Source organism: Chitinibacter sp. ZOR0017 (assembly GCF_000799095.1).
In the GTDB taxonomy this organism is placed as follows: Bacteria; Pseudomonadota; Gammaproteobacteria; order Burkholderiales; family Chitinibacteraceae; genus Chitinibacter; species Chitinibacter tainanensis.
Genome location: NZ_JTLG01000005.1, coordinates 1 through 12,864 on the forward strand (window position 1 = coordinate 1; position 12,864 = coordinate 12,864).

Below are 12,864 nucleotides of genomic sequence, written 5' to 3' on the forward strand. Positions count from 1 at the left end.
TGAAACTGGAACAGCCAAGCTGCAAAGTGGTCAGCAAAGAACGCAGCGAAGTGACCTTCACCCAGCAATACCACTCGCAAGACTACAGCGACACCGTGCAAAAGACGCTGGAGCTGGTGCAGGAAGGTGGCAAATGGAAGATCCAGCGCGAGCGCGTGACCAGCGGTCGTACTGAGTAATACTACCCCCACCTATTGGGCTGCAGGCATTAGCCATAATGCCTTGCAGCACAATACCCGCTTAGATTGGAATACGCATGAGTCAGTTGATTTATCTGCTCAGCCAAGATGCCGGCCTGCTTAAGCACTGGCAGCAAGCGTGGGGGGAGCGTTGTCAGCCCGTCGCTTATCCACTGCCGGATTTGGCTCCGGACAGCATCGTGGTGCTGGATACCCAGCACCCGGCGTGTCAGATTGTTGAAAAATGGCGGGCCGCTTTACAGCGCTACGCCAGCATTGCTACCAGTACCGTGCCCAGCGATGAGCAAGGTCACCAGTGGCTGAGCATGGGAGCACGCGGCTACTGCCACGCGCTCGCACCGAATGAATTATTGCAGCAAGTTATGGCCGTGGTTAGTGCTGGCGAAATCTGGGCCGGCCGCAGCCTGGTACAGCGGATTCTGGCCGCGATCAACCATTTACCCGCGCAACAGGCGCCCGATTTATCGGCCCTGAGCGAGCGGGAACTGGAAACCGCCCGCTACGCCGCCAAAGGCTATGCCAATAAGGAAATCGCCCGCTTTTTGAATATTTCCGAACGCACGGTCAAGGCGCACTTGACCAGTTGCTACGAAAAACTGGGCATTGCCGATCGGGTGCAGCTCACCTTGCGCTTAAATGGCCTGAACTAAACCCCGCCTTAAGCTTGGGCTGGCACAAAGTAACGCAGGCGATGGCCATCAATATCGGCCAGCACCAGCGTCGTGCCAAAGTCCATTTCCGTAATCGGCTGGATTAGCGTCCAACCCGCCGCGAAACCGGCGGTTTGGGCGGCTTCCAGCGCTGCCAGATCAGCTACCGTACTGCACAATTCACCCCGCGCGCCCTGCCCCTCTGCCATCGGCAAGACCCCAGCCTGCTGCCACAAACCCAATTTGCGCCCAGACGGCAGCACAAACAACGCAAACGTCGCGCTCTGCTCTACTGGCGCTTGCCCCAGTAAGCGCTGATACGCGGCCGCACTGGCTTGCGGGTCTTGGACATACAGCAATACATAGCTAGGGTCAAAAGCAGTCATGGTCATTCTCCGTGGTTTGGTCAGTGGGCCGGCCGCTGCGGCCTGCCCGTACCGCCACTATGCGCCATGCCAGTGTCAGAAAATGTCAGCAGTCGCCACGCTGCGGGCAATGCCTTCTTGCGCGCGCCAAGCCTGCAGTAACTGCGCCCGCGAGCCAGCATAACGCGCCCCCGATGGTTCGCAATGGCTAATGCGGTCGGTGCGAAAATGGCGAAAACTCTGGCGCAGCTCGCACCAGGCCACGAGCACCCGCACTTGCTCAAAGTAGCCAATCGCCAGCGGCCAGATGGCGCGGCGGGACGGAATCTGCTGCAGATCGAGGTAATGTATCTCCAGCACCTGCTGGCGGCGTATCGCCTGGCGCAATTGCGCCAGCAAGGTATTACTCTCTGGCGCCAAGGGCACAGGCCCCACCAGCTGCACAGCTTGCCCCGGCAGCGGGCGGCGCTCCGGCGGCAGTACAGCACTGATTTTGGCCAAGGCCTGCCGCGCGGCGCTTTGCAAAGCCGGATCGGTACGCTCGGCCACCCAGCTCAAACCAAGCAAGACAGCATCCAGCTCATCTTGATCAAACATCAGCGGCGGCAAAACAAAGCCGGGCTTGAGCACATAGCCCAGCCCGGCCTCGCCGCTAATTTCCGCGCCCTGCGCTTGCAGGGTGGCAATATCGCGGTACAGCGTGCGCAAACTGATACCCAGCTCCGCCGCCAGCACCTGCCCGCTCACCGGAAAACGATGCTGGCGTAAGAGCTGCAGCAAATCCAGCAAGCGGGCTGCGCGCGCCATTTTGATTAAGCCCCCGCAGTTTTAGATTGGATGGTACAGAGTGAGGAAGGTAATCCATGTGAGTTGTTTTGAGTGCACGCAAAGAACTCACTATCGTTAAACCTACAAGGTGCCCCAAGGTTATCTGGAATAAACTGACAGTTGATAAATTGGCATTCAACAAATCGGCAGTCTGCAAATGCTGCGCCGCGAAAGACGCAATTTTCAAATCGAACTTGAACGAACACTGCCATATTAAACAATGCCCAATACCAATCACATTGCTTAAAGACACAAGCGTAAAAGATTGAGTCGATCTGAGCACCTTCACCAGATATCAGCTCAAATTCACAATGTCGATAAGCATGCTCAGACCAAGAAGCGGGCTTTAACAAGCGATCTGTAAAGTGTTCATTGACGAACAGTCTGGGCGTAATTGGAGCTTGGGACATTTAGTGCACCGCTTTAATCAGTTCTGCCAAACGACATAGAGCACGGTATACCGTGGCCGCCCTGATCTGTGAACGGTTTCCGGCAAATACCTGCCGTTCGGTCACAATACCAGCCGGGGTCGCCCAAGCCAGCCACACCGTACCAACCGGTTTTTCTGGCGTACCGCCGCTCGGCCCGGCGATGCCGGATACCGCAATCGCCCAGCGGGCGCTGGCATGGCTCGCCGCGCCTTGCGCCATCGCCGCCACGACCGGCTCGCTCACCGCGCCCAGCCCGTCAATAAACGCCGGTGGCACATCCAGCATCTCGGCCTTGGCGTGGTTGGCATAAGTGATATAGCCGCGCTCAAACCAAGCGCTGGAGCCGGCAATCTCGGTAATCGCCGCCGCAATCAAACCACCGGTGCACGATTCAGCCGTCGCCAGCGTTTCACCCCGCGCGAGCAAGAGCTGGCCAATTTCGGTGGCCAGTGCGTCAACTTCGCGGGCAAACGGTGCAGGAAAATCAGTCATCGCCGCTCCTGGGCCGAATGCTTACGCGTCATCTTCTTCGGTTTGCAGTAGCGTCACATCCACGCCCTGCCCCGGCAGCTTGATGAAATGCTCACGGTAAAATTTCATCTCGTCGATGGATTCCTGAATATCCGCCAAGGCCGTGTGCGCGCCACGTTTTTTAAATTGCTTAGCCACTTGTGGAGCCCAGCGTTTGCACAGCTCTTTCACGGTAGAGACATCCAGATTGCGATAGTGGAACCAGCTTTCCAGTTGCGGCATGTATTTCACCAGGAAGCGGCGATCCTGATGCACCGAGTTGCCGCACAAAGGCGAGGCGCCTTTGGGGCAATATTGCGCCAGAAACTCGAGCATTTGCGCTTCAACCGCGGCTTCATCCAGCGTTGAAGCTTGCACGCGGGCGGTAAGGCCGGAATTGCCGTGCGTTTTCGTGCACCATTCGTCCATCGCATCGAGCACGCTCGCGGGCTGATGCACCACCAGCACCGGGCCTTCGGCCACGATATTCAGATGGCTGTCGGTGATGATCAGCGCGATTTCCAGTACGCGGTCGGTTTCAGGCTCCAGGCCCGTCATTTCCATATCAACCCACGCCAAGTAGTTCTGGTCTTGTGGCATACTTACTCGCTTGAATTTAATCCAAACCGCTATTTTAGCCGCAAACCGTACCGCTGGGCGCACGCCCGCTACGGCCGGCTTGCCCACCGATGACTGCCAGCCAATTTTCTATTCTGTTTGTGTTTGCCCTTGTCTCCAGCGTTGCGCTGCAGCTATGGCTGGGCATGCGCCATATCAACCATGTTTTGCGCCATCGCCAGACGGTGCCGGCGGAATTTGCCGCGCAAATCAGCCTCGAATCGCATGGCCGGGCGGCGGCCTATACCGTGGCCAAAACCCGCTTTGGGCTGTTTGTGAGTATTTTTGATGCCATGGTGCTGGCCGCCTTCACCCTCGGCGGCGGTATCGAGTGGTTTAGCCAGCTGAGCCAAAGCTGGTTCAGCCATGAAATCGCCCAAGGGTTGGCCCTAATCAGCCTCTTGGCCATCGCCAATTCGCTGCTGAGCCTGCCGTTTGCGTGGATTTCCACCTTTGTGATCGAAGCGCGCTTTGGCTTTAACCAGATGAGCCCCAAGCTCTTTATCGCCGACACCCTCAAATCCACCGCGCTGGCGGCGCTGATTGGCCTGCCGCTGGTCGCTGCGGTGCTGTGGCTGATGGGCCGCATGGGCGAGCAATGGTGGTTGTATGTCTGGGCGACGTGGCTGGGCTTTTCGCTGCTCTTGATGTGGCTATTTCCGACCTATATTGCCCCGCTGTTCAATCGCTTTGAGCCGCTGGCCGATGGCGAAATGAAAACGCGGATTGAAGCCTTGCTGGCGCGCTGCGGCTTTCAAAGCAATGGCCTGTTTGTGATGGATGGCAGCAAACGCTCCAGCCACGGCAATGCCTACTTTACCGGCCTGGGCAAAGCCAAGCGCATTGTGTTTTTCGATACCCTGCTCAACCATCTGGCTCCGCAAGAAGTGGAAGCCGTGCTCGCGCATGAGCTGGGGCATTTCAAACACCGCCATATTGCCAAACGCCTGATCTGGACTTTTGCCCTGATGCTGGGCCTATTGTGGCTATTGGGCCAACTCAAAACCGAGCTGTGGTTTTATCAGGGCTTGGGCGTGCAAAGCGCTTCAACGGCCAGCGCTTTATTGCTGTTTTTCCTGGTCTTGCCAGTGTTTACCTTTATCTTTTCGCCGCTGGGCTCACTGATGTCGCGCCGGCATGAATATGAAGCCGATGCCTACGCCGCCAGCCAGACTGCGGCCAGTGATTTGGTGGCGGCTTTGGTGAAGCTGTACCGCGATAATGCCGCCACGCTCACACCCGATCCGCTGCACAGCATGTTTTATGACAGCCACCCACCGGCCAGCTTGCGAATTGTCGCCTTGCAACGCTTAGCCCAAGGATGAGATTGCGCTGGCGAGGGTAAAAAACCGTGCTAGAAAGACACTGTTTACCCCCGCCAAATAAGGAGCGCACCATGGCATTGGCTGACGAACACTGCGCCGCAAAAGCAGACAAACTCGACGAAGTCGCCGCCGAAATGTTGTGCACCGAGGTGCACGACTGGATTATCAATAATGGCTCGCTGGAAAAAATATTCCGCTTTCGCAATTTCCACGAGACCATGGCCTTTGCCAACGCGGTGGCTTATCTTGCGCACCAGCAAGATCACCATCCGGCCATGGAGTTAACCTTTTCACGCTGCAAGCTGAGCTGGAATACCCACTCGGCCGGCGGCCTTTCACGTAATGATTTTATTTGTGCCGCGCGGGTGGATTTACTTAAGCCCTAGCGACTTCAGGACCTCATGACCGACACCACCGCCCGCATCGTTACCAGTTACGGCAAAGTTTATATTGTGGAATTAGCCGATGGCCAACGCCTATCGGCCTCCACCCGTGGCAAAAAGACCGATTATGCCTGCGGCGATCGGGTAGCCATCACCGTACTGAATCAAGAGCAAGCGGTGATCAATAAGGCACTAGAGCGGCAAACCCTGCTCTATCGCTCTGATCAGTGGAAAAGCAAACTCATCGCAGCCAATGTCACGCAAATCATCATCGTGGTGGCGCCAGTGCCCAGCTTTTCGGATGAACTCATTGGCCGGGCCCTTTTGGCCGCCGCCGAGGCCGGTATCCGCCCACTGATTTGTCTGAATAAATGTGATCTACCCGAAAGCGAGCAAGCCCGCGCGCGGCTGGCCTACTATCAGCGCTATGAATATCCGGTCGTTGAAATCTCGGCCAAACAGGATTTAAGCCCCTTGCGGCCATGGCTAGCCGGCCAGGTGAGCGTACTAGTGGGGCAATCGGGGATGGGCAAATCCACCATCACCAATGCACTGATTCCTGACGCGAATGCGCGGGTGAATGAGATTTCACAGGCGCTGGATTCCGGCAAACACACCACCACCCACGCGCAGCTATATAAGCTGGACGAAACGGCCGAGCTGATTGATTCGCCGGGTTTGCAATCATTTGGGCTCGCCCACGTGGCAGCTGAAGACTTGCCGCGCTTGATGGCCGATTTTGTGCCGTATATTGGCCAATGTCGCTTTGCCAATTGCCGCCACCGGCAAGAGCCCGGCTGCCAAGTCACCGCCGCCGTGGCCAGCGGCGACATCGCCCCCGGCCGACTGGAGCTTTTGCACCGGCTGCAGGATGAAATCTACCTGGCCAAAAACAATTACTGAGTCAGAGCACTAGCTGCGGTAAAAAGCGAGCGATTAGTTCGCTTTTTTATACCCGCCCTCAGTATTGGCCTGTACACGTTGATTACGCTTGGCTACCGAGCGATACACCGATAGGCGCCATCCCAGCTGCACCAGTACAAACGCCCCGAGCGCCAGCAAAATCCCCAGCAGCGGCAGCCCAACCAATAAAGGCGCGCCCAGTGCCGCCAGCCAATCTGGCAACGCCAGCAGCCAATCCCACAGCCCCAGTTGCCACAGCGACGGCATTTGCGCCATAGTGGCAACGCCATCCTGGCCCGTCACCCAACTCCCCAAGGTGAAGGCCAGCCAATACAATGGGCCAATAGTCAGGGGATTGGTATAAAAAGTGCCCAGCACCGCCACCGGTAAATTCACCCGCCACCACCAGGCCAACAGCGAAGCCGTGATAATCTGTAAAGGCCCCGGAATCAGCCCCCCCAGCATGCCGGCCGCCAAACCACCCGCCACCGAGCGTCGATTAAGATGCCAGTAATTGGGGTGCTCAAACCAGTGCGCAAAGCGCCGTAGCACCCGGTTTTCTTGCAACTGGGCTTGATCTGGCAAATATCGACGCAATAGTTTTCTGGGCATGACAGGTTTCAGTTCATAATTTCGCTATCACAGACCCACTATTTTCGGCAAAATTCAGTGTGCTGGCAGTTTTTTCTGCCAATCGGAGCTCACCGGCGCCTGCCGGCACCCGCTTGTGCCCGTTTTGCTGGCCGCCCGACTGTTAGAGGCTACGTTTTTCATGGTTGCAGTTACCCGCCCCCTTGCCCAATCGATTGCTGAAGCGGCCGACCCAGATCGCTGGCTGGCCGCGCTGGCCGAGCGCTATGCTCCGGCCGAGCTCACGCGCCTGCGCGAAGCGCTGGACTGGATTGCCGAGGTGTATGGCGATGCACTCAATACCGATACCGACGAGCCGCTGTTTTTACACGCGGTGGCGAGTGCCTCTATCGTGGCCGATTTGCGCATGGATGCCAACGCCGTCATTGCTAGCCTGCTGTTTTGCATCCCCGATAAACTGGATAAATCCGCCGAGGCGATTGAAAAACGCTTTGGCCCAGTGGTCAGCAAACTGGTGGATGGCGTGAGCAAAGTGCGCAAGCTGCGCGCCTTGGCCAAACCCGCCAGTGGTAAAGCCGATGACTACGCCCAGCAGGTTGAAGCGCAGCGCAAAATGCTGCTGGCGATGGTGGAAGACATTCGCGCAGTGCTGATCAAATTGGCTTGGCGCACCCAAACCATGCACAGCATTGCCAAATTGCCCGAAGAGCGCCGCCGTAAAATCGCGCAGGAAACACTGGATGTGTTCGCACCGCTAGCCAACCGGCTGGGGGTGTGGCAAATCAAATGGGAGCTGGAAGACCTCGGTTTTCGCTTCCTGCATACCGACACCTACAAAAAAATCGCTAAGCTCCTGGATGAGCGGCGGGTAGATCGCGAGCATTTCATCACCGATGTGCTCGAGACGCTGCGGCACGAGCTGGCCAAAGCCGGCGTCACCCACGTGGATTTGATGGGGCGGCCCAAACACATCTACAGCATCTGGAAAAAGATGCAGAAGAAAAAGCTCGATTTTTCCGAGCTCTACGATATCCGCGCCGTACGCGTGCTGGTGGATGATGTGAAAGATTGCTACACAGTGCTCGGGATTGTGCACAACCTGTGGCAGCCGATCCCGGGCGAATTTGACGACTATATCGCGCAGCCCAAAGGCAATTTCTATCGCAGCCTGCACACGGCGGTGATTGGCCCGCAGGATAAAGCGGTGGAAGTGCAAATTCGCACTTTTGAGATGCACGATCATGCCGAACATGGCGTGGCGGCCCACTGGCGCTACAAAGAAGGCGGTCATGGTGATGCGCGCTATGAAGAAAAAATCGCCTGGCTACGCCAGCTGCTGGATTGGCGTGAAGATGTCGCCGCCGATGATAAATTCACCGACGCCTTCAAAGCCGAGCTGTTTCAGGACACCATCTATGTGCTCACCCCCGCCGGGCGGGTAATTGCCCTGCCCAAGGGCAGCACGCCGGTGGATTTTGCCTATCACCTGCACACAGATCTGGGGCATCGCTGCCGTGGGGCCAAGATCAACGGCCAGATCGTGCCCTTGAATACCGCGCTGGAAAACGGCCAGCGCATCGAGATTCTGGCCACCAAAGAAGGCGGCCCTAGCCTTGATTGGCTGCACCAAGGTTATGTGAAAAGCCACCGGGCGGCGCAAAAAATCCGCCACTGGATTCGCCAGCAAAATCTCGATGTAGCGCTCGAAGCGGGCAAAAACCTGTATGACAAGGAAGCATCGCGCGCCGGCGCGAGCAATCTGAATCAGGATACCGTCGCCAGCCGCCTGCAGTGCAAAACCATTGATGAGGTGTATGTTGGCCTGGGCCAAGGTGAAATCAGCCTGCGTGAGCTCAATCTGGCCTTTAGCGATGCACAGCGCCCCGCCGAACCACCGGCCGAAGAAACACCAGAAGATTTCGTAAAAGCGGCTCGCGCCAGCCAGTATGGTGAGGGGATCTTGATCGAGGGCATCGACAAACTGATGACCATGCTGGCCAAGTGCTGCAAGCCCGTGCCACCCGATCCGGTCATGGGTTATGTGACCAAGGGGCGCGGCATTTCGATTCACCGTTGCGATTGCTTAGCGCTGAAACGCCTCGCCGCCGATACACCAGAGCGACTCATTAAAGCCGAATGGGGTAATTTGCAGGGTAATGGCCATGTATTTGCGGTCGATATTCAAGTGGAAGCCAATGAGCGCCCTAATTTATTGCGCGATCTCACCGATATTATGTCGCGCGAAAAAATCAATGTGAGCGCGGCGAATATGCAAGCCCGTGATGGCCGCTCGCGGATCGCGCTCACAATTGAAATCCGCGACAACGAACAATTACAAAAAATATTCGCCAGAATTCAGGAAGTGTCAGGCATTATTCGCTGCCAACGCCATTGATGCTATTAAAAATGCGACAGCAGAAGCGCATAGAATTCAATTACTTGAAATAAAGGCGAAAGCCAAACCCATGTTGGCTTTCCATCCCTAAACCGGCCCTTTAGAATTTGGCAATATTACCGATCTTGGTCTATTGCTAGATAACCACCTCGCAGTTCAAAAGGGCCTCACTATGTTTACTTCTCTGCGCGTTCGTCTGATCGCCTTCGTTGCCGTTCTGGTGCTCATCATCGCCTCCCTGCTCACGATGGGCGCATACATCAAGATGCGCAGCCAGATGTTGGAACAGGGCTTACGCAGTGAAGTGAGTGGCATTGCCACCGGTTACAACGTGATGCTACGTAACTGGATCGACGACAAAAAAATGATCGTCAGTTCTGTGGCTAAAGCCCTAGAAACTGCACCAGATCCGATCCCTACCTTGCTGCAAGCAGAAAAAAGCGCCAAATTTGATTCGGCCTACTTGGGCGTACACGACAAACAAATGATCACCACTCGTGATCTGGGCCTGCCTCCCGGCTACGACCCAACTGGCCGCCCTTGGTATCAACAGGCGCTTAAAGAAGACAAAACGGTGATGACCCCGCCTTACATTGATGCGGGCACCAAAAAACTGATTTTGTCGTTTGCCGCCCCCGTCAAAAAGCAAGGTCAAGTTTATGGCGTGATCGGTACCGATATTATTCTGGATGACATCGTTAAAGACGTACTGAACATCAAACTCATCGGCGATGGCTACGCCCTGCTGGTGGATAAAACCGGTGCCGTTTTGGTCGCCGCGGATCAAAGCAAAGTCACCAAACCCAGCACCGAGGTGAGCCCAGCCCTGACTGCCGATGCGCTGGCGGGCATTGCCAGCAGCGCTGATATGCTGCGTGCTGATGTCGCAGGTGCCGGTAAATTTATCTTCGCCCGCGCGATTGATAACAGCGATATTTACCTAGTGTTGATTATCGATGAAGCCGCAGTACAACAACCGCTGCAACAATTGCTGCTGCTAGCCGTGGGTACTTTGGTGGTGATTCTGCTGGTGATCGTACCGGTGGCAAGTGTGCTGGTGAATCGCATGCTCAATGGCCTGCGCCGCGTCCGCGATGGGATGATTGAAATTGCCCAAGGTGAAGGTGATCTCACCCGCAAAATTCATATCGAAGGCAATGACGAAATCGCCGAAACCGCCAAAGCCTTTAATCAGTTTACCGATCGCCTGCGCCTCATGTTTAGCGACCTGCGCAAGGAAACAGAAAACCTCACCAGCGGGGTGCAGCAGATTAATCAGGTGATCAATACACTAGCCAATGATTCACGCGTACTGTCGGATATGGCCGCCACCAACGCCGCCACCATTGAGGAAATCACGGTCAGCATCAGCCACATTGCCGACAACGCGGGCGAAGCCAATGATCTGGTGAACAACACCGGTGCCCTCTCGGCCGATTCAGCCAAAACCATGAACGAAGTCGCGGCCGAAGTGGGCAAATCAGCCAGCGAAGTCAGCGAATTGTCTTCCCTGCTCGATCGCCTGAATCAGCGTAGCCAAGAAATCAGCGGCATTATTCAGGTCATTAAAGAAATTGCCGACCAAACCAATCTGCTGGCGCTGAATGCAGCGATTGAAGCGGCGCGGGCTGGCGAGCAAGGCCGCGGGTTTGCCGTGGTGGCGGATGAAGTGCGCAAACTGGCCGAACGCACCAGCTCGGCCACGCTGGAAATTACCGGCATGATTGACGGGATTCGTGGCGAGACCAACGCAGCCGTGCGCAATATGGAATCGACACTGAATGCAGTTCAAAGCGGGGTAAGTTTGTCGAACGAAGCCGCTGGCAAGATTGTGGATATTCGCCAGAATATGAGCCAAGTGATGGAGAAAATGAGCGAAATCGCGCTGGCCACCAAAGAGCAGCAAGATGCCACTACCATGATGGCGCAAAGCGCCGAAAACATCACCAACCAGATGCAGCAATCCGATGCGGCGCTGTATCGTGCCAATCAGTCAGTAGAGCAACTCAACCACTTGGCCGGCTTCCTGCGGCAAATGTTTGGGCGCTTCAAAGTTTAATACTCAATCCGGGTATTGCCAGGTAAGAATTAAATTGAAATGCCTTCAGAGCAATACCCCATTAAAAAGCCACCTTACGGTGGCTTTTTAATGGGCGAAACAAGCTCCGCCAATTAGCAGCTTAGCGGCCGGAAAAACCCGCTTTCACAATCTTCAGGCAATTAGTACCGCCACCTAAGCCAACAACATCGCCAAAGGTGAAAGCAATCAGATCGCCTGGCTGCACAATCCCACGTTTAAGCATTTCACTCTCGGCGCGTACCAGCAGCGATTCGCGATCCGTGTTGTCATGCGAGAGCATCACAGGCTCAACATCACGGAACAAGGCCAGCCGGCTGTAGGTTTCAGCTTCCGGCGTCAGCGCATAAATCGGTACACCCGAAACCACGCGCGACATCCACAATGCAGATGAACCTGACTGGGTCAGCGCCGCGATCACCTTGATATTCAGATGGTTGGCACTAAACAGGGCAGCCATCGAAATGGCCTGATCAATGCGCGAAAACTCACCGTCCAGCAAGGCTGCACTGCTCACCTTATAGTCTTGCGATTGCTCGGCCTCCAAACAAATTCGCGACATGGCTTCGACGGTTTCCACCGGATACTGGCCTGAGGCGGTTTCGGCCGACAACATCACCGCATCGGTCCCATCCAGCACCGCATTGGCCACATCCGACACTTCGGCGCGCGTCGGCACCGGGCTGGAAATCATCGATTCCATCATCTGGGTGGCGGTAATGGTCAGTTTGTTCTGTTTGCGGGCAGCCTTGATCATGCGTTTTTGCAGCGCCGGTACGGCTGCATCGCCCACTTCCACCGCCAGATCACCGCGCGCCACCATAATGCCATCGGAAGCTTCAAGGATTTCATCCAGATTGATAATCGCTTCGGTGCGTTCGATCTTGGCGATCAGCAGCGCTTTGCTACCCGCAGCGCGCAGCAAGGTGCGCGCCATATACATATCGGCCGCACTTTTCGGGAACGACACCGCCACATAATCTGCATGCAGCTTCGCGGCCACTTTGATGTCTTCCATATCTTTGGCCGTCAGCGCTGGCGCAGTCAGCCCACCGCCTTGGCGGTTGATACCCTTATTATTGGAGAGCACGCCCCCCACCAGCACGGTGGTATACACTTTCGGGCCTTCGACCGCATCGACAATCAGCTGGATCTTGCCATCGTCCAAGAGCAAAATCGCCCCCGGCTCCACATCGTTGGGCAGCTCTTTATAATCCAGCCCCACGGTATCTTGGTCGCCCATTTCGCAATTGGCATCCAAAACAAATTTGGCCCCTTTGGCTAATTCAATTTTGTTTTTCTTGAATTTGCCGACGCGAATTTTCGGTCCTTGCAAGTCGACCATAATCGCCACGGCCCGACCTAGCTTTTTCGCCTGCTCGCGCACCAGCGCCGCGCGATCCAGATGATCCTGCGCGGTGCCATGCGAAAAATTCAGCCGCACCATATTCACGCCCGCCGCGAGCAAACGCGCCAAGGTAGCTGCATCTCCCGAAGCGGGCCCCAAGGTGGATACAATCTTTGTGCTACGTAACATGCAGGACTCCTTTGCGGATTAATTCGAAGACTGACATCGACCGGTCATGGT

General features: G+C 56.0%; 13 protein-coding genes. 6 read left to right on the forward strand and 7 right to left on the reverse strand.

The genetic code is table 11. The features are described 5' to 3' along the window. Window positions 1-256 precede the first annotated feature (256 nt). On the forward strand, window positions 257-850 hold the full coding sequence (locus tag L991_RS01360) for a response regulator transcription factor (RefSeq protein ID WP_047391359.1): 594 nt from the start codon (window positions 257-259) through the stop codon (window positions 848-850). An 8-nt stretch (window positions 851-858) separates the two neighbouring features. Here the strand turns inward: L991_RS01360 and L991_RS01365 are convergent, their stop codons facing one another. From L991_RS01365 to orn, 5 genes are all read right to left on the reverse strand, one after another. After that, window positions 859-1,236, reverse strand: coding sequence for a VOC family protein (locus tag L991_RS01365; protein WP_047391362.1), 378 nt, complete (start codon window positions 1,234-1,236; stop codon window positions 859-861). A 75-nt stretch (window positions 1,237-1,311) separates the two neighbouring features. Then, the gene (locus tag L991_RS01370; protein WP_047391366.1) at window positions 1,312-2,022 is read right to left on the reverse strand and encodes a YafY family protein; all 711 of its coding nucleotides are present in this window, start codon (window positions 2,020-2,022) and stop codon (window positions 1,312-1,314) included. Between the two features lie 5 nt (window positions 2,023-2,027). Next, on the reverse strand, window positions 2,028-2,453 hold the full coding sequence (locus L991_RS17960; RefSeq protein ID WP_081986398.1) for a pentapeptide repeat-containing protein: 426 nt from the start codon (window positions 2,451-2,453) through the stop codon (window positions 2,028-2,030). Beyond that, window positions 2,454-2,966 carry a CinA family protein gene (locus tag L991_RS01375; protein ID WP_047391369.1) on the reverse strand — a complete coding sequence of 171 codons (513 nt, stop codon included), beginning with the start codon at window positions 2,964-2,966 and terminating at the stop codon, window positions 2,454-2,456. A gap of 21 nt (window positions 2,967-2,987) precedes the next feature. Beyond that, window positions 2,988-3,584: an oligoribonuclease gene (gene orn / locus L991_RS01380; protein WP_052190494.1), complete on the reverse strand. Its 597-nt coding sequence runs from the start codon at window positions 3,582-3,584 to the stop codon at window positions 2,988-2,990. 89 nt (window positions 3,585-3,673) lie between these two features. Here orn and L991_RS01385 point away from each other — a divergent pair, with 89 nt between their 5' ends. The 3 genes from L991_RS01385 to rsgA all read left to right on the forward strand — a co-directional run bounded on the left by L991_RS01385 (window position 3,674) and on the right by rsgA (window position 6,213). Beyond that, window positions 3,674-4,927: a M48 family metallopeptidase gene (locus L991_RS01385; RefSeq protein ID WP_047391372.1), complete on the forward strand. Its 1,254-nt coding sequence runs from the start codon at window positions 3,674-3,676 to the stop codon at window positions 4,925-4,927. 71 nt (window positions 4,928-4,998) lie between these two features. After that, entirely contained in the window at window positions 4,999-5,313 is a 315-nt protein-coding gene (locus tag L991_RS01390) for a 4a-hydroxytetrahydrobiopterin dehydratase (RefSeq protein WP_028449309.1), read from the forward strand. 15 nt (window positions 5,314-5,328) lie between these two features. Continuing rightward, complete coding sequence (rsgA, locus tag L991_RS01395; protein WP_028449308.1) at window positions 5,329-6,213, forward strand: ribosome small subunit-dependent GTPase A; 885 nt, start codon at window positions 5,329-5,331, stop codon at window positions 6,211-6,213. A gap of 33 nt (window positions 6,214-6,246) precedes the next feature. Here rsgA and L991_RS01400 read toward each other — a convergent pair whose 3' ends face one another. Beyond that, the gene (locus L991_RS01400) at window positions 6,247-6,825 is read right to left on the reverse strand and encodes a DUF2062 domain-containing protein (protein WP_047391376.1); all 579 of its coding nucleotides are present in this window, start codon (window positions 6,823-6,825) and stop codon (window positions 6,247-6,249) included. 160 nt (window positions 6,826-6,985) lie between these two features. Here L991_RS01400 and L991_RS01405 point away from each other — a divergent pair, with 160 nt between their 5' ends. Next, window positions 6,986-9,199: a bifunctional (p)ppGpp synthetase/guanosine-3',5'-bis(diphosphate) 3'-pyrophosphohydrolase gene (locus L991_RS01405; protein WP_047391379.1), complete on the forward strand. Its 2,214-nt coding sequence runs from the start codon at window positions 6,986-6,988 to the stop codon at window positions 9,197-9,199. 172 nt (window positions 9,200-9,371) lie between these two features. Beyond that, window positions 9,372-11,258: a methyl-accepting chemotaxis protein gene (locus L991_RS01410; protein ID WP_047391381.1), complete on the forward strand. Its 1,887-nt coding sequence runs from the start codon at window positions 9,372-9,374 to the stop codon at window positions 11,256-11,258. A 121-nt stretch (window positions 11,259-11,379) separates the two neighbouring features. Here L991_RS01410 and pyk read toward each other — a convergent pair whose 3' ends face one another. Then, window positions 11,380-12,813, reverse strand: a complete 1,434-nt coding sequence (pyk, locus tag L991_RS01415) for a pyruvate kinase (RefSeq protein WP_047391384.1) — start codon at window positions 12,811-12,813, stop codon at window positions 11,380-11,382. Window positions 12,814-12,864: the final 51 nt, after the last annotated feature.